This window comes from Pseudomonas sp. IC_126, from assembly GCF_004331835.1.
GTDB lineage: Bacteria > Pseudomonadota > Gammaproteobacteria > Pseudomonadales > Pseudomonadaceae > Stutzerimonas.
Genome location: NZ_SJSS01000003.1, coordinates 451,940 through 472,949, shown reverse-complemented (window position 1 = coordinate 472,949; position 21,010 = coordinate 451,940). Strand labels below are relative to the sequence as shown.

The 21,010-nt window shown below is 57.9% G+C and carries 19 protein-coding genes; 11 read left to right on the top strand and 8 right to left on the bottom strand.

All coding sequences use genetic code 11. The features are described 5' to 3' along the window. The first annotated feature begins 22 nt into the window (after window positions 1-22). Window positions 23-421, top strand: coding sequence for a GFA family protein (locus E0D86_RS13035; protein WP_131650452.1), 399 nt, complete (start codon window positions 23-25; stop codon window positions 419-421). 50 nt (window positions 422-471) lie between these two features. Beyond that, a complete protein-coding gene (locus tag E0D86_RS13030; RefSeq protein WP_131650451.1) occupies window positions 472-1,650 on the top strand; it encodes a VWA domain-containing protein in 1,179 nt (392 codons plus the stop codon). A gap of 33 nt (window positions 1,651-1,683) precedes the next feature. On the opposite strand, the gene E0D86_RS13025 is transcribed toward E0D86_RS13030, so the two are convergent. From E0D86_RS13025 to E0D86_RS13015, 3 genes are read right to left on the bottom strand one after another with little or no spacing between them, the layout of a single operon-like run. Beyond that, complete coding sequence (locus E0D86_RS13025) at window positions 1,684-2,232, bottom strand: DUF2937 family protein (protein WP_131650450.1); 549 nt, start codon at window positions 2,230-2,232, stop codon at window positions 1,684-1,686. Further along, window positions 2,226-3,008, bottom strand: coding sequence for a class II glutamine amidotransferase (locus E0D86_RS13020; RefSeq protein ID WP_131650449.1), 783 nt, complete (start codon window positions 3,006-3,008; stop codon window positions 2,226-2,228). The genes E0D86_RS13025 and E0D86_RS13020 overlap by 7 nt, the downstream gene beginning before the upstream one ends. Before the next feature lie 51 nt (window positions 3,009-3,059). Then, the gene (locus E0D86_RS13015; protein ID WP_131650448.1) at window positions 3,060-3,524 is read right to left on the bottom strand and encodes an MFS transporter; all 465 of its coding nucleotides are present in this window, start codon (window positions 3,522-3,524) and stop codon (window positions 3,060-3,062) included. 216 nt (window positions 3,525-3,740) lie between these two features. Between E0D86_RS13015 and E0D86_RS13010 the strand changes: the two genes are divergently transcribed. Beyond that, a complete protein-coding gene (locus tag E0D86_RS13010) occupies window positions 3,741-4,181 on the top strand; it encodes a universal stress protein (protein WP_131650447.1) in 441 nt (146 codons plus the stop codon). Between the two features lie 34 nt (window positions 4,182-4,215). Here the strand turns inward: E0D86_RS13010 and E0D86_RS13005 are convergent, their stop codons facing one another. Both E0D86_RS13005 and E0D86_RS13000 read right to left on the bottom strand, forming a co-directional pair. Continuing rightward, a complete protein-coding gene (locus tag E0D86_RS13005) occupies window positions 4,216-4,908 on the bottom strand; it encodes a hypothetical protein (RefSeq protein ID WP_131650446.1) in 693 nt (230 codons plus the stop codon). A gap of 86 nt (window positions 4,909-4,994) precedes the next feature. Continuing rightward, window positions 4,995-6,899 carry an ATP-binding cassette domain-containing protein gene (locus tag E0D86_RS13000; protein WP_131650445.1) on the bottom strand — a complete coding sequence of 635 codons (1,905 nt, stop codon included), beginning with the start codon at window positions 6,897-6,899 and terminating at the stop codon, window positions 4,995-4,997. A 283-nt stretch (window positions 6,900-7,182) separates the two neighbouring features. On the opposite strand from E0D86_RS13000, the gene E0D86_RS12995 reads away from it, so the two are divergent. Continuing rightward, window positions 7,183-9,111: a transglycosylase SLT domain-containing protein gene (locus E0D86_RS12995; RefSeq protein ID WP_131650444.1), complete on the top strand. Its 1,929-nt coding sequence runs from the start codon at window positions 7,183-7,185 to the stop codon at window positions 9,109-9,111. An 80-nt stretch (window positions 9,112-9,191) separates the two neighbouring features. Here E0D86_RS12995 and E0D86_RS12990 read toward each other — a convergent pair whose 3' ends face one another. The 3 genes from E0D86_RS12990 to yegS all read right to left on the bottom strand — a co-directional run bounded on the left by E0D86_RS12990 (window position 9,192) and on the right by yegS (window position 11,997). Further along, window positions 9,192-9,995 carry an MOSC domain-containing protein gene (locus E0D86_RS12990; RefSeq protein WP_131650443.1) on the bottom strand — a complete coding sequence of 268 codons (804 nt, stop codon included), beginning with the start codon at window positions 9,993-9,995 and terminating at the stop codon, window positions 9,192-9,194. A 26-nt stretch (window positions 9,996-10,021) separates the two neighbouring features. Further along, the gene (locus E0D86_RS12985) at window positions 10,022-10,954 is read right to left on the bottom strand and encodes a chemotaxis protein CheV (protein ID WP_131650442.1); all 933 of its coding nucleotides are present in this window, start codon (window positions 10,952-10,954) and stop codon (window positions 10,022-10,024) included. A gap of 113 nt (window positions 10,955-11,067) precedes the next feature. Beyond that, window positions 11,068-11,997, bottom strand: coding sequence for a lipid kinase YegS (gene yegS, locus E0D86_RS12980; RefSeq protein ID WP_131650441.1), 930 nt, complete (start codon window positions 11,995-11,997; stop codon window positions 11,068-11,070). A 371-nt stretch (window positions 11,998-12,368) separates the two neighbouring features. Between yegS and E0D86_RS12975 the strand changes: the two genes are divergently transcribed. From E0D86_RS12975 to E0D86_RS12945, 7 genes are all read left to right on the top strand, one after another. Next, window positions 12,369-13,805 (top strand): undecaprenyl-phosphate glucose phosphotransferase, encoded by a 1,437-nt coding sequence (locus E0D86_RS12975; RefSeq protein ID WP_131650440.1) that lies wholly within the window; start codon window positions 12,369-12,371, stop codon window positions 13,803-13,805. Window positions 13,806-13,962: 157 nt separating this feature from the next. Next, window positions 13,963-14,400, top strand: coding sequence for a low molecular weight protein-tyrosine-phosphatase (locus E0D86_RS12970; protein WP_131650439.1), 438 nt, complete (start codon window positions 13,963-13,965; stop codon window positions 14,398-14,400). 15 nt (window positions 14,401-14,415) lie between these two features. Beyond that, window positions 14,416-16,629, top strand: a complete 2,214-nt coding sequence (locus E0D86_RS12965) for a polysaccharide biosynthesis tyrosine autokinase (RefSeq protein WP_131650438.1) — start codon at window positions 14,416-14,418, stop codon at window positions 16,627-16,629. Between the two features lie 171 nt (window positions 16,630-16,800). Next, entirely contained in the window at window positions 16,801-17,859 is a 1,059-nt protein-coding gene (locus E0D86_RS12960; protein WP_131650437.1) for a glycoside hydrolase family 5 protein, read from the top strand. Between the two features lie 268 nt (window positions 17,860-18,127). Next, on the top strand, window positions 18,128-19,384 hold the full coding sequence (locus tag E0D86_RS12955) for a hypothetical protein (RefSeq protein WP_131650436.1): 1,257 nt from the start codon (window positions 18,128-18,130) through the stop codon (window positions 19,382-19,384). Then, window positions 19,344-20,228 (top strand): glycosyltransferase family 2 protein, encoded by an 885-nt coding sequence (locus tag E0D86_RS12950; RefSeq protein ID WP_131650435.1) that lies wholly within the window; start codon window positions 19,344-19,346, stop codon window positions 20,226-20,228. Before E0D86_RS12955 ends, E0D86_RS12950 begins: the two co-directional genes overlap by 41 nt. Continuing rightward, window positions 20,218-20,979, top strand: a complete 762-nt coding sequence (locus E0D86_RS12945; protein WP_131650434.1) for a WecB/TagA/CpsF family glycosyltransferase — start codon at window positions 20,218-20,220, stop codon at window positions 20,977-20,979. The genes E0D86_RS12950 and E0D86_RS12945 overlap by 11 nt, the downstream gene beginning before the upstream one ends. Window positions 20,980-21,010 lie beyond the last annotated feature (31 nt).

Sequence of the window (21,010 nt, the reverse complement as noted above, 5' to 3'; positions counted from 1 at the left end):
GTCACATTACTGGAGAAGAGCCATGCAAACGCATACCGGTAGTTGCCTCTGCGGCGTCGTGCGGTACCGCATCGACGCACCGATCAACGAGCTGACCCACTGCCACTGCAAGATGTGTCGCAAGGCACACGGCGCTGCATTCGCGACCTACGCGAGCGTACCGCTGGAAGCCTTTCACTTCATGTCCGGCAAGGACCAGTTGGGCGTTTACCACTCTTCCGAGCATGTGACGCGGACGTTCTGCATACGCTGCGGCTCCAACCTGCAATTCGTCGACAATCGCGAGCACGAGCTCGGCGTCGCGGCCGGCACGCTCGATTCACCGCTGCCGGTTCCGCCGCAGGAACATATCTACGTCGGCTCCAAGGCTGACTGGTACGCGATCCGTGACGGACTCGCGGAACACGACGAAGAGCGCTGATCCATCACAACGCAAAGGTGCCGCCACGACGGCACTTCCCGAGGATTGCCATGCTGCTTGGCCTGTTCAATGAAATGCGTGCAGCAAAGGTGCCGGTATCGGTACGTGAGCTGCTCGATCTGATCAACGCGTTGAAACACAACGTGATTTTTGCCGACATGGACGAGTTCTACTATTTGTCGAGGGCCATTCTGGTCAAGGATGAGCGCCACTTCGACAAGTTCGACCGTGCCTTCGGTGCGTACTTCAATGGGCTGGAAAATCTTGATCGGCACATCGAAGCGCTGATTCCCGAGGAATGGCTGCGCAAGGAGTTCGAGCGGTCGTTGAGTGACGAGGAGCGCGCCAAGATCGAATCGCTCGGCGGGCTGGACAAGCTGATCGAGGAATTCAAGAAGCGCCTGGAGGAGCAGAAGGAAAAACACTCCGGCGGCAACAAGTGGATTGGCACCGGTGGCACCAGCCCCTTTGGTTCGGGTGGCTACAACCCCGAGGGCATTCGCATCGGTGATGCTGGCAAGCGCCAAGGCAAAGCGGTAAAAGTCTGGGACCAGCGCGAGTACAAAAACCTCGACGATCAGGTCGAGCTGGGTACACGCAACATCAAGGTCGCTCTACGCCGTCTGCGCAAGTTCGCCCGTCAGGGCGCGCAGGACGAGCTGGATCTGGACGGCACTATCGATCACACCGCCCGCGATGGCGGCTTGCTGAATATCCAGATGCGCCCTGAGCGACGCAACGCGGTGAAACTGCTGATCCTGTTCGACATCGGCGGCTCGATGGATGCCCACGTGAAGGTCTGCGAAGAACTGTTCTCGGCCTGCAAAACCGAGTTCAAGCATCTTGAGTATTTCTATTTTCACAACTTCATCTACGAATCGGTCTGGAAGAACAACTTCCGCCGCACCTCCGAGCGCACCTCGACCCTCGATCTGCTGCACAAATACGGTGCCGATTACAAAGTCGTGTTCGTCGGCGACGCCGCCATGGCTCCCTATGAAGTCACCCAGCCAGGCGGCAGCGTCGAGCATTGGAACGAGGAAGCCGGCTACGTCTGGATGCAGCGCTTTATGGAAAAGTACAAGAAGCTCATCTGGATCAACCCCTATCCAAAGGACACCTGGGGTTATACATCCTCCACCGGCATCATCCGAGACCTGGTCGAAGACCGGATGTATCCGCTGACGTTGAGCGGACTGGAAGAAGGAATGAAGTTTCTCTCTAAATAAGCCGAGGGATCACCGCTGGGACGCAGGCCAGGGCTATGCAGTACCGCCTGGACGTCCCGAGCGGGAGGCGCGACGCCTTGTTCCTGAGCGTCGCTGCGGAAACAGCAGCCGGCGCAGCAACACAAAAACGCTTTCGGCAAGCCACGCCAGCAACAACGCACAACAAATGCCCCACGCGATTGCCTCGGGCGCCAGCAAAACCTGGAAGCGGTAAATGCTCCAGACCTGGCGCCTCAGATCCTGATCAGTACCTATCAACACGTGCCAGGCCCGTGCATACCAGGGTCCTTGCATGATTCGCCACTCGCGATCGAGTAGCTGAGCACGCCCTACCAACGTAGCGACGCTGCGTGCATCGCTCTGGATGACCGGATCTTCGCTGGCGCGATAGTGCTCGACCAGCGCGTTCAAGTTGCCTTCGAAAAAGCGCCCCGCCGTTTCCTTAAAACCTTGCAGGCCCTGCTGGGCCTCGAGTCGACGAGCCTCGACGTGATTCCCGTATGCCTGGATGAAACCCGGCACCTGAATGCCCACAAGCAGGCCCAAGGCGAACAGGGTGAGCCGCAGATAACTTCTCAGCATGACTCCACCCGTCCCCGCGCGACGCATTCGCCCAGCCGCCAGAGTGTCCACTCCCCTGGCTGGTGGACATCCCATAGCTCGTTATCGGTCAGCGGCTCAGTTGCCAGCACAGTGACCACGTCGTCTGGCGTGGTCTCGGCGGTGAAATCCACGGTCAGGTCAGCATCTTTCAACTGTGCCGGGCCGAACGGCGCGCGACGGGTGATTTGCGCCAGTTTGGTCGTACAGAAGCTGAATAACCATTCCCCGTTGCTGAGCAGGCAATTGAATACGCCCTTGGCACGATAATCGGCGCAGGCTTCGAGCAGGCGAGGCAGCAAATCTTCAGCCGCGACGCGCTCGGAAAAATCGGTGCGTATTCGGTTGAGCAGGTCGCAGAACGCCGCTTCGCTATCGGTATCACCGACCGGCTGGTAGAAACCACGTTCCGGATTGAAATCGGCAAGTTGGCCGTTATGAGCGAAGCACCAATGCTGTCCCCAGAGTTCGCGGACAAAGGGGTGGGTATTGACCAGAGCCACCTTGCCGACATTGGCGTGGCGGATATGGCCGATCACTACCTCGCTTTTGATCAGGTAGTGCTGAAGCATCTTCGCCACTTCCGACTCGCAGCTGGCCACCGGGTCCTGAAACAGGCGCAAACCGCGGCCTTCATAGAATGCGATGCCCCAACCGTCCTTATGCGGCCCGGTTCGACCGCCGCGCTGCATCAGCCCGGTAAAGCTGAAATGGATGTCGGTCGGTACGTTGGCGCTCATGCCGAGCAGTTCACACATGGGGCTATCTCCCGAGAGGTCCTGCTGCGTCTGGTACGGCTAGGGACCAGCTCAGAGTCTGGGCTCGGTCCGTGACTGGTAACGGTTCGCGGGCCGGTAATCCTCATCCTCCTCGAGGCGCTCGCGCAGGGTGCGAGGATCCTCCTGCTCGGCTGCCGACTCGGAACGGCGCAGTCGTAAGCGACGCTCAATCGGCCAGCGCACGGCGACGAACACCGCATACAACACGAATGCAATCAGCCCGTAGAGCGCCAGATCGGCGACGGCACGCCAGGCGTTGGTCCCCACTTTGAATAAAAGATCCATAGCGGTAATGGCGACGGCCGGTGCGAACAGCTCTCTGGCGGGATCGACGATGGTCGGTGTCAGCAATAACACAGCGACGATCAATCTCAGCGGCTCACGCAGCCAGCGCCACATGGAGCGCGTGATACGGAACCACACCAGCAGGCATCCAAGCGCAGCAATCCCATAGGCTGCCCAGGCGAGCAAATATTCGTTGGCGAATAGAAACATGAAGATCTCTTGTGTAGACCATGTGCGCGCACCAGCGCTTGACGCCGCGCATGATAACAGCCGAGAGCCCATCGGCTGGCATCAAGCGATGCAATGACATGCTGGTCATCATGCATGCAACGCCGTATAAACGCTGCAAAACAAAAAATGCCCTAGGCCATTCAATAGCGTGCCAAGCAGCCATACTTGTCACATGGAAACAGCAGGAGAGCCATCATGACCTACCAGCATATTCTGGTCGCCACTGACTTGAACGAAGAATGCCATCCAGTCGTAGCGCGCGCTCAGGCGTTGGCGACAGCCAGCGGTGCGAAACTGGCGCTCGTCCATGTCATCGAACCCATGGCCATGGCGTTCGGCGGCGATGTTCCGATGGATTTGTCGATGCTCCAGCAACAGCAATTCGATCAAGCCCGGGACCGCTTGACCGGTTTCGCCGACCGGTATCCCGGCCTGACCGCAGAACAACGTCACCTGGCCTATGGTCAGCCCCGCCAGGAAATTCACCGTCTGGCCAAAGAACAAGGCTGCGACCTGGTGGTGGTCGGTAGCCACGGTCGTCATGGTCTGGCGCTATTGCTCGGCTCAACCGCCAACGACATCCTTCATGGAGCACCTTGTGACGTGCTTGCGGTACGGTTGAAGAAGACTGACTAATCCTCTCGACACCGACGCCTGAGCCGTTGTCGGCTCAGGCCAGATCGGCACTCTCGCCAGCGCTCATCACCATCGGCCTGATCTTTTTCAGCTGGGTTTCCAGCGAATAGGTCAGGCTGGACGCCATCGAGAAGAAGGTCAGAAAGGCCTTCAGATTCGAATCGCCGTGGCAGGTGTCGTGGATGCGTTGCCAGAACGCCTGGTTGACCAGCTGCAGCTGCTGAAATGACCGCACCAGACCACGCAGCTCCCAGTCGGCATGCCGCCCTTCGCGCAGATTGAAATACTGGCGTGCCAGGTACAGCGAAACCGCGCGCAGCACGAATTCCTGATTGCTGGCGAACGGCAGATGCTGATGTGCCATCGGCTTGAGCTTGCCCAGCACCGGGCAGGCGCTGGTGGCCATGATCACGCCTAGCAGCGACCGCAGCCCCTCCTCCAGCCCTACCAGCTTGTTGTATTCGCGCTCTGGCGTGCGTACCCGCACCTGGGCTTTCTTGACTGCCGGCAAGCCCTGGAAATCTTCGATGACGCGATGCAGATCCACCGCGGCAGGGCAATGGCTGTAGTTGTCCCGGCTCAACGGGCAGTTGTTGCACTGCTGATGCTCCAAGCGCGTCCATTTGGGCGCCTGCATCGCTGCCTCGTGATCGTATGCGCGGTCCAGCTCGATCCGGTAGCTGAACTCATGCTCCTCATCGAGGACGATGCGGTAATCAATTGCCATCTATGCTCCGTCCGTTGCTGACAGATGTCGTTATGTCTTGAATGGCAGTCCAGGTCTCGCCATATGCATCGCGGTCACGCTGCCAGTCATTCTTCCAGCTCGGCCCAACGCTCTAGCAACTCGTCGAGCTCCTTCTGCTGCGCCTCAAGGCGGGCTATCGTTTCGCCAGTACGCTCTGAAGTCTGCTGATAGAACGTTGGCTGCGCAATTTCCGCTTGCAACGCAGCGATAGTTTTCTCGACTGCGTCTATCTTTCCGGGCAGTGCCTCCAGTTCGCGCTGCACCTTGTAGCTGAGCTTCCTCTTTGCCGGAGCGGGCTCGGCGGCGGGCGCCGCCGCGGGCTTGCTCGGAGGCGCTTCGGCTTTCACCTCTTTCGTCTCGGCCACACCGAGCAGCCTGGGCGAGCCGCCCTGACGCAGCCAGTCCTGATAGCCGCCGACATATTCGCGAACGCCCCCATTACCTTCGAATACCAGCGTGCTGGTGACCACGTTGTCGAGGAACGCCCGGTCGTGGCTGACCATCAGCACCGTGCCCTGGAAGCCGAGCAGCACTTCCTCCAGAAGCTCGAGGGTTTCGACGTCCAGGTCGTTGGTCGGCTCGTCGAGTACCAGAAGGTTGGCCGGCTTGCTGAACAGCTTGGCTAGCAATAGACGTGCCCGCTCTCCGCCGGACAATGCCTTTACTGGCGTGCGGGCGCGCTGCGGGCTGAACAGGAAGTCTCCGAGATAGCTCAGCACATGGCGGCTCTGGCCATCGATAGTGATGAAGTCCCGCCCCTCGGCCACGTTGTCGATAACTGTTTTTTCCAACTCAAGCTGGTGACGCAACTGGTCGAAATACGCCACTTCCAGACGCGTTCCAGCTTCGACCGTGCCGCTGGTGGGTTGCAGATCGCCGAGCAACAACTTGAGCAACGTGGTCTTGCCAGTTCCGTTCGCGCCGAGCAGGCCGATGCGGTCGCCGCGCTGCAGCACCATCGAGAAATCATGAATCAGTGGCTCGCCGCCCGGATGGGCGAAGCTTGCGTGTTCGACGACGATGACCTGCTTGCCAGATTTTTCCGCCGCGTCGATCTGAATGTTGGCCTTGCCCTGATGTTCACGGCGCTCACTGCGCTCGGCACGTAATGCCTTGAGCGCTCGCACACGACCCTCGTTGCGGGTGCGACGCGCCTTGATGCCCTGGCGGATCCAGACTTCTTCCTGAGCGAGCTTCTTGTCGAACAGCGCGTTGGCAGTCTCTTCTGCTGCTAGTTGCTGCTCCTTGTGCACCAGGAAGCTGGCGTAGTCGCCGTTCCAGTCGATCATGTGGCCCCGATCCAACTCCAGGATGCGGGTCGCCAGATTCTGCAAGAACGCACGGTCGTGGGTAATGAACAGCACGGCACCGTTGAAGCCGGTCAAGGCTTCTTCCAGCCAGGCGATAGCGCCAATGTCCAGGTGGTTGGTCGGCTCATCCAGCAATAGCAGATCGGGCTCGGACACCAGCGCCTGAGCCAGCAGAACGCGCCGACGCCAGCCGCCCGACAGCTCGGCCAGGGTTTTGTCGGCTGGCAGTTGCAGACGGCTCAGGGTACTGTCGACCAGCTGCTGCAGGCGCCAGCCGTCCTTCGCTTCGAGCTCCTGCTGAACGTGCATCAGCTTGTCCAGATCGGCTTCGTTCTGGATGTTCTGGCTGAGATGGTGATAGTCGGCCAGCAGCTGACCCACACCCGATAGCCCTTCGGCCACCACATCGAACACGGTGCGCTCGTCAGCGAGCGGAAGTTCCTGAGGCAATTCGCCAATCTTCAGACCCGGCGCGCGCCAGATCTCGCCATCGTCCGGCAACTGGCCGCCCTTGACCAGGCTCAACATGCTGGATTTGCCGGTCCCGTTACGGCCGATGATGCAAACCCGCTCACCCCGCGCAATCTGCCAGGACACTCCATCGAGCAATGGATTGTTGCCATAGGCGAGGGACACATCGGTCAACTTGAGCAGGGTCATGACTACCTCCGGGAAACAGGGCGCGCATTCTAGCAGAAGGCGCCTGTCACACCGATGCCGCCGAGCATCGAGCCCGCTTATCGAACACAGCGCCTGTACCGACACTCAACGCGACCTACAGTTACGTTGGAAATAGCGATTCAGGGCCGCTTCGCTGGGACGTACATACGTTCGTCGGAACCTTCTGCTTTGTTTGTTTCAAGAGCTTAATCCGCGTTTAACTGCCCGACTGGCCGAGCTAAGCTAGCCCCAGTTTTCTCCTGCCCCCGTCTTCGGAAGTCTCATGCGCGGTCGACTCTCCAGTATCTGTTTCTGCCTTCTGTTTACTGCTGCAATCGTCGAAACCTCTCAAGCCGCCAGCCTCCAGCAGCAACGTCAGTACTACGACGAAGCCAAGCGGGCATTGGCCAAGGGCGACAGCGGCCCATATCGACGTCACGCCAGCGCGCTTCGAGACTATCCGCTCGAGCCTTACCTGGCCTATGACGAACTGACTGCACGGCTCAAGACCGCCAGCAACGACGAGGTGGAAAAGTTTCTCGCAGAGCATGGCGACCTGCCGCAGGCCAGCTGGATGAAACTGCGCTGGCTGCGGTTGCTGGCGGCCCGTGGCGATTGGCGGCCCTTCGTTGCGCATTACGATCCGGCGATGAATTTCGCCGAACTGGACTGCCTTTTCGGTCAGTACCAACTGTCCAGCGGCCAGACGAAGCAGGGCTACGAGACGGCCGAACGACTCTGGCTGGTGGGCAAGTCGCAACACAACGCTTGCGACGCGCTGTTCGATCGCTGGCGCGACGCCGGCCAGCTCAGCGAAGACTTGGTCTGGCAGCGCACCAAGCTGGCGGTCGAGAGCGGTAACTACGGCTTGGCCAACTTTCTGGTGAAAAGCCTGCCGACGATGAAGAGCCAAGGCGAGCTGCTGGTCGAGGTCGCGCAGAAGCCGCAGATGCTGGGCCAGACTGATCGCTTCATGTCGCCGACCCCGGCCATGGGCGATATCGTCTCGATCGGCCTGCGTCGGCTGGCGCGAAAGAACCCGGAAAAAGCCCTCGGGCTGCTCGACAGCTACGCCAGACGCCTTTCGTTTTCGACTGATGAAAAGGTGGCGATCGCACGCCAGATCGGGCTGACCTTGGCCAAGCGCTTCGATGCTCGTGCCCTGACGGTGATGGCTGAATACGACCCTGAGTTGCGTGACGATACCGTCAGCGAATGGCGGGCCCGGCTGCTGTTACGGCTGGGGCGCTGGGATGATGCCCATGCGCTGATCCAGCGCTTCACTGGAGAACTCGCCAGCAGCAACCGCTGGCGTTACTGGAACGCGCGCAGCCTGGAACTGGCACAACCCAACGACAAACAGGCCATCCCGCTCTACCAGCCGGTCGCCAGCGAGCGCGATTTCTACGGTTTCCTCTCAGCCGACCGCATCCAGGCGCCCTACAAGCTCAACCATCAGCCGCTCGCGCTCGATCCGAAGCTGATGCAGAAGGTCCGCAATACCGCGGGCATTCGCCGTGCCATGGAATTCCATGCCCGTGGCGAAATAGTCAACGGACGCCGCGAGTGGTATCACGTCAGCCGCCTGTTCAGCCGCGATGAACTGGTCGCTCAGGCACGCTTGGCCTACGACATGGAGTGGTATTTCCCAGCCATCCGCACCATCAGCCAGGCGAAGTACTGGGACGATCTGGACATCCGCTTTCCCATGGCCTATCGCAGCAGCCTGGTGAACGCGGCGAAGGCACGAGAGATTCATCCAAGCTGGGTATTCGCTATCACGCGTCAGGAAAGCGCGTTCATGGCCGACGCGCGCTCGCATGTCGGTGCCACGGGGCTGATGCAGCTGATGCCGGCCACCGCGAAGGAAACCGCCAGACGCTTCGATATCCCGCTGTCATCGCACCAGCAGGTGCTCAACCCCAACACCAACATCCAGTTGGGAGCGGCCTATCTCAGCCAGATCTATGGCCAGTTCAAGGGCAACCGGGTGCTGGCATCCGCTGCCTACAACGCCGGCCCCGGCCGGGTCCGCCAGTGGCTGCGGGATGCAGAACACCTGCCGTTCGACGTCTGGGTGGAAAATATTCCGTTCGATGAAACTCGCCAGTACGTGCAGAACGTACTCACCTATTCGGTGATTTACGGCCAGAAGCTCAACGCACCGCAGCCGCTGGTCGAGTGGCACGAGCGCTACTTCGAAAGTCAGTGACGTTGGCGGCGCCATGGTTTGGCGCCGCTTCGTCAGTGAAGGATGCTTTAGATACTCGCTGGTCGCGAGCGGCAACGGGGCTATTCCAGTACTTCTACCGACATACCCACCTGCAGCACACCCGTACCCTCGGCGATCAGATTCTGGCCGAAAAACACGCCGCCCTCGCCCTTGCGGTAACCAAGCAATGTGGCCAAGGGCTCGCGTGTCGGACTGTGCTCGGCACTGAGCGGATCGATGGTGGGGATGATGCAGCGTGAGCAAGGTTTGACCACGCGAAACTGCATGCCGCCGATGCGGATTCGGCGCCAACCATCCTCGGCATAAGGTGCCGCATCGGCGATGACCAGATTCGGCCGAAACCGCGTTATTTCGAGGGGCTGCCCCACACGGGCCGAAAGGTCGTCGAGTGATCGCTGACCGATCAGCAGAAACGGAAACCCATCGGTGAACGCCGTCCGCTCGCCGGGCTGGGCGTAACCTTGGTCGATCTGGATGCCTTGCTCGGCGGGCAGATACACCAACCTGCACGAACGACCGAGCAGGCGCGTCAGCCATGCCGCAGCGGCGTCACCAGCATCAGGCGCGCGTAAGCTTTCGCGCCAGATCAGCACACCTCGCACAGCGCTGTCCGAAGCGGGAACCGCCACCAGTAGATCATCCATGCCGGCGGCGCTCAGGAGCAGCGCCATTTCGCCCTGCCATCGCGCCTTGAGCAACGCCATCCGCGGCAGTACGCGCTGCGTCAGGAATTTCCCGGTTGCGGCATCGACGACCATCCAGCGCCGATCGCCGATCAGGCCGAGCGCGTCGCAGCCTCCCTCTTCAAGCGATTCAGCCGAGCCGGACTTGAGTGGAAAGCGATACAACGCGCAAAGATGCATTTTGGTGCCTCGATCAGATGAGCGGATCAGCGAGGCTCGTCAAGCAACAGACGCTCGCGGATAACGTCCACCAGTTTCTCCGGCTGGAACTTGGAAAGAAAGTTGTCGCACCCGACTTTCTGCACCATCGCCAGGTTGAAGCTGCCTGAAAGCGAGGTATGCAGTACCACATGCAGACCGCGCAGGCGCGGGTCATTACGGATTTCGGTGGTGAGCCGGTAGCCGTCCATTTCCGGCATTTCCGCATCGGTAAACACCATCAGCAGACGATCGGTGAGCACTTCCCCGGCATCGGCCCAGGCTTTGAGCTTGTTCAAGCCCTTCATGCCGTCGCTGGCGGCATGTACGGTGATGCCAAGCTGAGTCAGCGTCTCACGCAGCTGTGCCAGCGCCACGGTCGAATCGTCGACACAGAGCACTTCACGACCCCTGGCGCGTTCGAGCAGCGGATCGGCCAAGCGCTCCGGTGAAATGCTGGTGTTGTAGGGGACAATTTCAGCGAGCACCTTTTCCACATCGATGACTTCGACCAGTCGGTCGTCAACCTTGGTGATAGCCGTCAGGTAATGCTGACGCCCCGCCGTGGTAGGTGGCGGCAATACTTCTTCCCAGTTGAGGTTGAGAATGCGCTCCACGCCGCCGACCAAAAACGCCTGAATCGAGCGGTTGTACTCGGTCACGATGATGGTGCTGCGCTCATCCGGTACCAATGGACGCAGACCTATGGCACGCGACAGATCGATCACAGGCAACGTCTGTCCGCGCAAGTTAACGACACCGCATACGGAACCGTGGCGATGCGGCATGAGCGTCATCTTCGGTAGCTGTACGACCTCCTGCACCTTGAACACGTTGATAGCGAATTGCTGGCGGCCGGAAAGCCGAAACATGAGAATTTCCAGACGATTCTGCCCCACCAGACGGGTGCGTTGATCGACTGACTCGAGAATGCCGGCCATTGCGGGCTCCTTGCTTGATAAGGGTTAGGAGGCTATCGGCCGCAAGTTTCCGCGCTTTATCTGTATTTGTCGCCATCCCGACGGTTAGTCAGTGCCTTGCCAGTACGGTGCTATCAGGTGGCCTCGTTATCGTTTCGGAGCAACGGCTCCTCACGCAGCAGCGGACTATCCGCTGGAAGATGCAGACGCAGCGCCCGACGCTTGACCGTGAAGCGCATACGCTCGGCCGTGAAAGGCTCGCCGTCGAGATTGATGGCTATCTCCTTCGGTGCCTCAACTTCGAGCCACGGCACACGGGCGGTTACCGAAACGGTGTCGATCCCCAGCAGTCCACCGCTCAGCAGCGTGCCTAGGGTACCCACCGTATCGGCGGGCGCCGGAACGATACAAATATCCAGCAAGCCGTCATCAATGGACGCTTGCGGACAGAGCTGTTGCCCTCCGCCGGACTGACGCCCGTTACCGATGCCTAGCGCGAGGAAGTCGCCTTCCCACGCAAAGTCGGGCCCAACGAAGCGCCCCCACGCAGCGTGCAGCTCGTTGAAGCGCGATAGGCCGGTCAGTAGATAGGCGCCGCCGCCCAGCACCCTTTTAAGCTCTTCCGAGGTGCTGGCGGTCACCTTGGAGCCGAAGCCACCGGTCGCCATGTTGATGAAAGGGATACCGTTCATCTCGCCGACATCTATCGACACCGGATTACGGTCGAGCAACGTCAGCGCATCGAAGGGCGCGACTGGAATCTCGGCAGCCTGGGCAAAATCATTGGCGGTCCCGAGCGGCAGCACGCCCATGCTCGCATCGGAACCGCTGTCGAGCAGCGCCTGAGCCACTTCACGCACCGTGCCGTCGCCTCCACCGGCGATCACCGTTCGATAACCCGCAGCGAGCGCTTCGCGCACCAGCCGAGCCGAGTCGCCGGCTTCCCAGGTCACCCGCACGGCCAGTTCGTGTCCAAGCTCGCGCCATTGTTTGACAGCCGCACGCACCTGCTCGTTGAGTCCTTGCTTGCCGTGAAGCACGAGCAGCGCCTTGGGTTCATTCATGCTTTCGCTTCCAGATCGGTAACCGCAGATAAGACACGTGGCAGAACTGGAAAGTTGTGACGCAGCGGAAATCGTAGGGCTTAAGCCGAATCGGAAAAAGAGACGACCATCGGTCAGAAGCAACCGTAAAAAACCATCTACAGCAGATGGTTTATTGATGCTTTTTGTTATTAATCAATTGGTTATCACACAAATTTAATCCCTGGCGCTTCTTTGGCGGTTTGTACCCGTTTGATGAACTCATTTCATTGGAGGCGGTCGGAGCAGTTGTCCAGGTGAAGGTTGCGATAGCGGCCTGCCATCAGAACCGCGGATCGCGGCGATCAAAACGAGTATTGAGAGCTAGTAATAGCCGAAGGAAGGAGCCTTGTATGCGCTTACAGTCCGTTGGGACCCTTGAATACGCCCACCCCAGTTTCGTCGATTACTTCCTTGCCAGCGTTCGCCTGATCCACGGGCTGACTGCTGTGTTGCCGGGCGTTCTGCTGCTGCTTTTTCTGCCGCTCGACCTGCCGGCGGGCGGTGGCACCTTCAGCACCTTCCTGATGTTCTTCGGCGTAATCAGTGTGGTCATCTTCCAATCGGTCGGCATCTACAGTGAGGAAGTGTTCAGCACCCTGCTCCGCTTCCGCACCATGCTGGTCGCCTGGGCCGCAGCGTTCAGCCTGCTGATCTTCATGCACCAAGGTTTGGGCATGTTCAGCTATCTGGAAGCCAAGCACCTGACGTTCTGGTTCGTCACCAGCATCATCCTGTTCGGCGCCGAGCGCCTGATGATGCTCGCACTGTTCCGCCGCCTGATGGCCAAGGGCGTCTATCTGCAGAATGCTGTGATTCTCGGCGGTACCGATAACGGCGTGCGCGTTGCCGAATACCTTGCTCATCACCGTGACATCCGTACTGGCGTGCTCGGCTTCATTGATGACCGCCTGGAGCGCTTGCCCAAGACGCTCGCCGACCTGCCGCTTCTGGGCAATACGCGTGATCTGGAGCAGATGATCCGTGAGGAAAAGGTCACTCAGGTGCTGGTCGCCCTACCCTGGTTCGCCGACAGCCGCATCGGTCAGGTGATCAACGAGTTGCGCAAGCTGCCGGTCAATGTGCTGCTAGTGCCCGACATGGTTGCCTTCCGCCATGCCAACAAGCGCATCACCGAGGTTGGTGGCCTGCCCACACTAATCGCCTCCGACCTGCCGCTGCGTGGTTGGTCGCCAATGTTCAAGCGCATCGAGGACATCATCCTCTCCAGCTTGGCCCTGCTGGCCGCAGCGCCCGTAATGCTGCTGCTGGCACTGGCGATCAAGCTGGACTCGCCCGGCCCGGTGCTGTTCAAGCAAAAGCGCTACGGCTACAACAATCGTCTGATCGAAGTGTTCAAGTTCCGCTCGATGTACCACGCCAAATCGGACGCCAACGCCGAACGCCAGACAACGCGTAACGACGATCGCATCACCCGCGTGGGCCGCTTCATTCGCAAGACCAGCCTCGACGAACTGCCACAGCTGCTCAACGTTTTTCTGGGCAGCATGTCCATGGTCGGCCCTCGCCCACACGCCACCGCGACCAAGGCCGCAGGCGTGCTGTTCGAAGAAGCTGTCTCGGAATATTCCGCTCGCCATCGGGTCAAGCCAGGCATCACCGGCTGGGCGCAGATCAATGGCTATCGCGGCGAGACCGACACGCTCGAAAAGATCGAAAAACGCGTCGAGTTCGACCTCGATTACATCGAGCGTTGGTCGGTCTGGTTCGACATCTACATTCTCGCCCGGACCATTCCCGCCCTAGTGTTCAACAGGGACGTCTACTGACTGCGCGCGGCAGAACAGCCCATCACGGCAATCAGCCATATTTCATGCGCGAGCACAGCAGGAAGATTGAACTAATGAAGCGAGGCAATATCAGATTTGCGTTCTGTGATGCGTACGCCCAACCGCCCATGAATTCAGGGCTGCGAGGCTAAGCGACATGTTCCAGAACATCTTGATCATCTGTGTCGGCAACATCTGCAGAAGCCCAGCGGCCGAAGCGCTGCTGATACACAAACTGCAGGGAAGAAACCTGACGATCAGCTCGGCAGGCATAGGCGCATTAGTAGGCAACCCAATGGATAAGACCGCACATGAGGTGCTTCACGATCACGGACTGGAACACCTGTCCCACCGTGCTCGGCAGGTTGATAGTGAGATGTTGCACCAGGCGGACCTCATCCTCGCCATGGAGCAGAGCCACATCCAGCACATTCGCCAGATAGCCCCCGAAGTACATGGCAAAACCTTCCTGATGGGTAAATGGCTAGACGGTATGGAAATCCCGGATCCCTTTCGTCAATCCAAACCCGCATTCGAGCACGTTCACAGCCTTCTGACGCAGTCCGTCGAAAGCTGGCTTCCTTACCTGAAATAAGAAGAAGGAACTTCAATGACCACCATGCCCCGCCCTATCTACGAAACCAAAGAGGAGAAGGATATTGATCTGGCCCACCTCTTTGACACCTTGCTCAACAACCGGGCTCTCATCCTCACCATAACCGGCTTCTTCGCGGCGCTGGGTATCGCCTATGCGCTGCTTGCCACGCCGATCTATCTCGCCAGCGCGATGATCCAGATCCAACCGAAAGGTGGACTTCCCAGTCTTACCGATGTGGTGGGCGCCGCTCCGGCAGTCTCGCCCGCGCAGACCGAGATAGCGCTGCTCAAGTCACGCACCGTTGTCGGTGGCGCGGTCGAAGCACTGAACCTCGATATCATCATCGAGCCTCACCACTTCCCGGTGTTCGGTGGCTATATATTCCGCGGCTTCGAACCCACCGAGGAAGGTGAGCTTGGCTGGTACCCGGAAGGGTTCGAATCATACGCCTGGGGCGGCGAGTCGCTACGCGTCACTCGGCTGATCGTTCCGGACAACATGCATGGCGAAGAGCTGACGCTGGAAGCCGCAGAGAACAATGGCTTCATCCTGCGCGATACCGACGGTGAAGTGGTTGTACAAGGCGTAGTTGGCGAGCCCATGGAAACGCCGGAATACGGCATTACCGTAGCGGAGCTGAACGCACGACCGGGCACTACTTTCAGCGTGATCAAAAACCGCACTTATGCCACCACCGAGGACTATCAGAATCGTCTGTCGGCCGGTGAGCGCGGCAAGCAATCAGGCATCCTCAACGTGACGCTCGAGGACGCCGATCCGGAGAAAGCCGTTCGAGTACTAGAAGAAGTGGCCCAGCGCTACGTAGACCAGAACATTGCGCGCAACGCGGCCGAAGCAACACAGAGTCTGGAGTTCCTGAGCGAGCAAGTGCCGGAAGTTCGCAAGAAGCTCGACGCCGCTCAAACTGCGTTGAACAAGTTCCAGACCGGTAATCGCTCGGTGGACATCTCAGCGGAAACCCAGTCGGTGCTCGATCGTATCGTTGACCTCGAGAAGCAGATTTCCGAGCAGAACCTCAAGCGCACCGAGATGGAACGTCGCTTTACCCGTCAGCACCCTAACTTCCAGGCGCTGATTAACCAGACCAACCAACTCCAGGCGCAGAAGGCCGAACTTGAAAAGCAAATCGGCACCCTGCCCTCGACCCAGCAAGAACTGCTGCGTCTGAACCGCGATGTCGAGGTTTCGTCCGAAACCTATTCGATGCTGCTGAACAAAACGCAGGAGCTGGACATCATTCGTGCAGGTACCGTTGGCAACGTGCGCATCGTCGACCACGCCGCTGCTGACATCGATCAGCCGATCAAGCCGAACAAGCCGTTGATCGTCATTGCCGCGATTCTGCTCGGCGGTATCCTCGCGATCGCCTTCGTCTATGTTCGCGAAGCGCTCAAGCGGGGCGTGGAAAACCCAGAAGAAATCGAGCGTGTCGGCATCCCGGTGTACGCGGCGATTCCCTTCAGCGAGAAACAGGGGCTGCTGGAAAAGCGTCTGGTCAACTTCAAGCGTGACAAGAGCAGCGCGTCTTATCTGCTGACGATCAACGACCCGGCTGATCTGGCCACCGAAGCCATGCGCAGCCTGCGCACCAGCCTGCACTTCGCCATGATCGAGGCCAAGAACAACATTCTGATGATTACCGGTCCTAGCCCGGGAGTCGGTAAGTCGTTCGTCACCAGTAACCTGTCGGCAGTGATTGCACAGTCCGGCAAGAAAGTGCTGTTGGTCGACGCGGATATGCGCAAGGGCTACTTGCACAAAGTCATGCGTTGCCAGGGTGAGAAAGGCCTTTCGGACATTTTGTCCGGCCGTGTCACGCTGTTCGATGCGATCCAGAAGACCCAACTCAACAACCTTCACGTGATCACTCATGGTCAGTTACCGCCGAACCCTTCCGAGCTGTTGATGCACGAGAACTTCTCTCGCTTCGTCAAGGAAATCAGCGGCATGTACGATCTGGTGATTTTCGATACGCCGCCGATTCTCGCGGTCACCGACGCTGCGCTGGTTGGTAGTCAGGCCGGCACGACCCTGATGGTGACCCGTTATGGCCTGAACGGAGTCAAGGAAATCGAATTCGCCAAGCGCCGCCTCGAACAGAACGGCTTGATGGTCAAAGGCGTGATCTTCAATGCCGTCATCCGCAAAGTGTCCAATTACAGCGATTACGGCTACTACCAGTACGAATACCAACACAGCAAATAAGCGATGAGCGCCTGATGCCCGATGACTATATGCATCGGGCGCTCGAACAACTCCGTCCAATCGCCTGCACGCATTCGAACCGTTGCTTACTTGGCATCGGCCCTTCGTTGATCGTTACGCCGTGCGATCGAAGGACAGTCATTCGCTACATGCTCATTGGAGTTCAAAAATATGGAACGTCGCTCTCTCTCGCCTTTGCTCGGCGCGATACGTTTGATTGCTGGCCTATCCCTGGTCGGTTGCGTGTCCCTTGTCCAAGCTCAGCCCAGCACTGAACGCGCAGGTATCGACTTGGTCGGCATCAATATGTCCGGCGCCAATTTCGCACCGCATATAACACCAGGCAAGGTTGGCACCAACTACTTCTATCCCGAGAAGAAATACTTCAAGTATTACGCAGACAAGAACATTCGCTTGATCCGCTTCCCCTTCATCTGGGAACGCGTACAACACGACCTGAATAGAGGCGTCAACTTTGATCAGATACGCTTACTGAAAAGAACGCTTGATTTTGCTGCGCAGCATGACCAGAAAATCATTCTGGATATGCACAACTACGCTCGATACAAGGGCAAGCTGATTGGCTCACCCGAAGTACCATACGAAGCGTACGCCAACGTCTGGCGCAAGCTCGCGGAAGAGTTCAAGGATCACCCCGCCCTTTTGGGCTACGACATCATGAACGAGCCCCATTCGACCGATGGTTTGTGGCCTGCGGCGGCCCAGGCGGCAGTCGATGCAATTCGCCAGGTCGACGTGAAAACCTTGATATTCGTTGAAGGCGACCGCTGGGCGAGCTCGTTCCATTGGCGCAAGGTCAACGAGGATTTTCTGATCGATGATCCGGCGAACAAGATCATTTACGAAGCCCACCTCTATTTAGACAAAGATTTCTCAGGACGCTACGCGAACGACGAAACCGTTGACCCCATGCTGGGCGTCGAGCGTGCCCGCCCCTTCGTAGAGTGGCTGAAAGAAAACAACCTGAAGGGCTTTCTGGGCGAATATGGCGTTCCCGGCCACTCCGATTCGATGCTCGTCGCCATGGACAATATGCTCGCCTATCTCAACGAGAACTGCATGCCAAGCGCTTATTGGGCAGGCGGACCGGGCTGGGGCAAATATGTTCTGGCAGTTGAGCCCATCGACGGCAAGGACCGACCTCAAATGGCAGTCCTGCAGAAGAACATCGCTAACGACTGCACCGAATACGGGCCAACGCCGGGCTGACAGGACGTGAGCTCCGTCATAAAAATTTGGCGAAACCTGAGATTTCTACGCAACACAACCGCTAGCACGGTTGTCAAACGCTTCGACCGAGCACAGCGGAGCTAATCCAAGGGAACTTGATGACCCTCTGCTTATCGAAAGCGTTTGGTAACCGATGCCATGCGGGTGTAATCCGCGTCATAAAGGCATCAACATCGCAATGTTAAAAGTTTGAGTTTGTTGCGGCGTAGTTATCTGGATAATGGAAACGCACCTAAGGACTAAGGTGATGACAAGCATCAGCTCAAAATTCTTTTATTTGCCACTGACTATCCTGGCGCTCGTTCTGCATTTTTCTGTATTCGGCGACAGTACGCATAACCCACTTGGCTTCAAATTTCTCAACGAAGCCTACCTGGCGGCTTGCTTGGGTGTAGCGTTTCTCTTGATTCTTGCCAGCACGGAAGATGCCTCCAGAGAATTCCGCATTCTCATGTACTACGCGTTTTACAGCGTTTTCGTATTTACCGTGCTGCCTGCAGTATTTTCATTTTTTACCTTCGGCCAACCGATCGCCTACGGCCTGATCGAAGAACGCCGAATGTTGTTCACATTCGGGTTCGTGCCCCTGTTATTGCTTACCAAGCACATCAGCACTCTTCAGTTCGAGCGCGCGATCATCTATGCCGCGCTCATTGCAGTATTTTTGTCCTGGTGCTTCAAATTCGGACTGGTGCCTGATTTACGCGAAGAGCAAACGTCTTGGGATCGCCCGGATCGCTCCTCGATCGGCCCCTTCCTGATTTGCTTTGCCTATTTCTACTGCATTCAAATCTGGGCGAAAGGAAAGTCGCCAATCAACGGTGAACAACGGCAGAAAATTTTCTATTTGATCATCGCTGCGATCTTGCTGCTCACCTTGGTGTTCGCCACGCAAACTCGCCAACTTATCGTTCTGTGCCTGGCGTTTACCCTTTTTTCATTGAGGGTCAAAGCTGTCGCCTGGGCGGCCTCGCTCTGCGTTCTGCTATCGCCATTCTATTTCTATCCAGAATTACTCGAAATTCTCGGATTGAACATGGAGTTCTATGGAAGCAGCCTGGATGGCAACGTGGAAGACGGCGTGCGCCCTCACACGATCGCATCTGTGTTCAACCATCTGGAACTGGTCAGCTGGCTCCCAAGCGGTTCACTATCGCTCATGTGGCAGGACGGGTTCATTCCCTATTTCGGCGAGCATTTCTTTCTCTCCGACATTGGAATTATTGGCACACTGTTCCGCTTCGGTTTTCTTACCTTTCTGGTGGTTCCGCTGACGCTGTTCATTTATCAGCGTATCGCCCGGAACATCAACACGGAGATGGAATTCACCTATTCGGTAATGCTTGCGTTTTTCGTGATATGGCCGCTAAACGGTTTGTTCGAATATGTGCAGCCAGTTATTTGCATGCTTTTCGTTATTCACGCTCTGAGAGCACGCCATCTACGCAGCAAGGAACGAGTTCATGAACGTCGCACTTATTCTCAACTACAAAGCTGCTACTGAAACCATCAGCTGCGCTGAAAGCCTGCTCGCTCATTGCTCGACCATCGACCATATCGTCATTGTCGACAATGACTCGCAGGATGGCTCGGCGCTTGCTTTTCAGCAGTGGCTGGATGAAAAGGCTTACCCACAGGTGACGCTGCTCTGCAACCCTGAGAACAACGGGTACGCCGGCGGCAATAACTATGGCCTTCGCTGGGCGATGAAGAACCTGCAACCGACGCATTTCTGGGTCGTCAACAATGACACCTATGTCGAGAGCGATGCCTTCTCGCCTCTTCTCGAAGCACTGCAGCGCAACGACCGCCAATTCGTTGGTTCGCTAGTCTTGAGCGCCGACACCGGGCGTCTGGAATGTTATGGCGGCGGAAAACTGTATCCGATCCTCGGCAAGGCTCGCCTACTGGGCAAAAACCAGAGCATCGAGACACTGCAACAGCAGAATCTTCATCACGATCCGGATTACATAATGGGTTGCAGCCTGGCATTTTCAGCTGCGCTGACGGAAGAAATCGGGCTGATGGACGAAGATTACTTCATGTATTTCGAAGAAGTGGATTGGCAGTACCGCGCCAGGCGCTTTGGAGTGTCCATACAAGTCATCCCCGAAAGCCGTCTGTTTCATTACGGGTCACTCAGTCTAGGTAACCGTTCGGCGTTCTATCACTATTACCGCAACCGCGCTGCCACACGATTCAACAAGCGCTTCTATGGTTCGATGTTCGCGGTGGTTTCCGCGTTTCTTCTTTCGGCCGTTACGACGATCAAGGAATACAGGAACCCCACCCTCGCCTGGTCGGGTATCAAGGGCGCCTTCAAGGGAGTAGCAATGAGTGTCAAGTGATACTAATGCGTTCGGAATAGACTTCTATTCCGGCAATAAGAAAGCTTTATTGTCCTGCATCCGCGAGGGCATCAAGCAGCCCTATTCGTTTGTGGTAACGCCGAACGTTGACCACCTCGTTCAGTTGGAGCATGACGCAGAGCTACGGGATGCTTACGCCAAGGCACGCTGGAGGCTTTGTGATAGTCGCATTCTCCTATCGCTGCTCGACCGCCTGGGCGTACACCTCGACGAAGCCATTCCTGGCAGCGACCTGACGCTGGATCTGCTCAAGTGGGCAGACAAGGATCGCCTGCGCGTGGTTCTGATCGGCTCGCTGCAATCCGAAGCCGACAAACTTCGAGCGATTTATCCCGGCATCGAGCTTTATCACTACAACCCGCCGATGGGCTTCATCAAAAAACCGGAAGAAGTGCAGCGTTGCCTGCAGTTCGTGCGTGAAAACCCATCGGACCTGGTTCTCTATGCGGTCGGTACGCCTCGCGGCGAGGTCCTGGCCGCGGCGACTCAATCGCATGAGCGTTCAGGCATGGGCTTTTGTATTGGCGCCTCCATTTCGTTCGCCACAGGCACCATCAAGCGAGCTCCTAAATGGATGCGTGAGTACAAACTCGAATGGCTCCATCGCATGTGTTTGGAGCCTCGCCGGCTGGCCAAGCGCTATTTGATCGACGCGATGTATATCGTGCCTGCTTATTTACGTGAGAAAAATTCCAGACAAAAAGGCAGTCCTGCGAAACAGCAGTCTTGATTGAGCTTGGCGTTGGACTATTTCGGTCACG

Coding starts and splice junctions, on each gene's coding strand:
- E0D86_RS13035 (WP_131650452.1), top strand. CDS start 23: ATGCAAACGCATACCGGTAGTTGCCTCTGCGGCGTCGTGCGGTACCGC.
- E0D86_RS13030 (WP_131650451.1), top strand. CDS start 472: ATGCTGCTTGGCCTGTTCAATGAAATGCGTGCAGCAAAGGTGCCGGTA.
- E0D86_RS13025 (WP_131650450.1), bottom strand. CDS start 2,232: ATGCTGAGAAGTTATCTGCGGCTCACCCTGTTCGCCTTGGGCCTGCTT.
- E0D86_RS13020 (WP_131650449.1), bottom strand. CDS start 3,008: ATGTGTGAACTGCTCGGCATGAGCGCCAACGTACCGACCGACATCCAT.
- E0D86_RS13015 (WP_131650448.1), bottom strand. CDS start 3,524: ATGTTTCTATTCGCCAACGAATATTTGCTCGCCTGGGCAGCCTATGGG.
- E0D86_RS13010 (WP_131650447.1), top strand. CDS start 3,741: ATGACCTACCAGCATATTCTGGTCGCCACTGACTTGAACGAAGAATGC.
- E0D86_RS13005 (WP_131650446.1), bottom strand. CDS start 4,908: ATGGCAATTGATTACCGCATCGTCCTCGATGAGGAGCATGAGTTCAGC.
- E0D86_RS13000 (WP_131650445.1), bottom strand. CDS start 6,899: ATGACCCTGCTCAAGTTGACCGATGTGTCCCTCGCCTATGGCAACAAT.
- E0D86_RS12995 (WP_131650444.1), top strand. CDS start 7,183: ATGCGCGGTCGACTCTCCAGTATCTGTTTCTGCCTTCTGTTTACTGCT.
- E0D86_RS12990 (WP_131650443.1), bottom strand. CDS start 9,995: ATGCATCTTTGCGCGTTGTATCGCTTTCCACTCAAGTCCGGCTCGGCT.
- E0D86_RS12985 (WP_131650442.1), bottom strand. CDS start 10,954: ATGGCCGGCATTCTCGAGTCAGTCGATCAACGCACCCGTCTGGTGGGG.
- yegS (WP_131650441.1), bottom strand. CDS start 11,997: ATGAATGAACCCAAGGCGCTGCTCGTGCTTCACGGCAAGCAAGGACTC.
- E0D86_RS12975 (WP_131650440.1), top strand. CDS start 12,369: ATGCGCTTACAGTCCGTTGGGACCCTTGAATACGCCCACCCCAGTTTC.
- E0D86_RS12970 (WP_131650439.1), top strand. CDS start 13,963: ATGTTCCAGAACATCTTGATCATCTGTGTCGGCAACATCTGCAGAAGC.
- E0D86_RS12965 (WP_131650438.1), top strand. CDS start 14,416: ATGACCACCATGCCCCGCCCTATCTACGAAACCAAAGAGGAGAAGGAT.
- E0D86_RS12960 (WP_131650437.1), top strand. CDS start 16,801: ATGGAACGTCGCTCTCTCTCGCCTTTGCTCGGCGCGATACGTTTGATT.
- E0D86_RS12955 (WP_131650436.1), top strand. CDS start 18,128: ATGACAAGCATCAGCTCAAAATTCTTTTATTTGCCACTGACTATCCTG.
- E0D86_RS12950 (WP_131650435.1), top strand. CDS start 19,344: ATGAACGTCGCACTTATTCTCAACTACAAAGCTGCTACTGAAACCATC.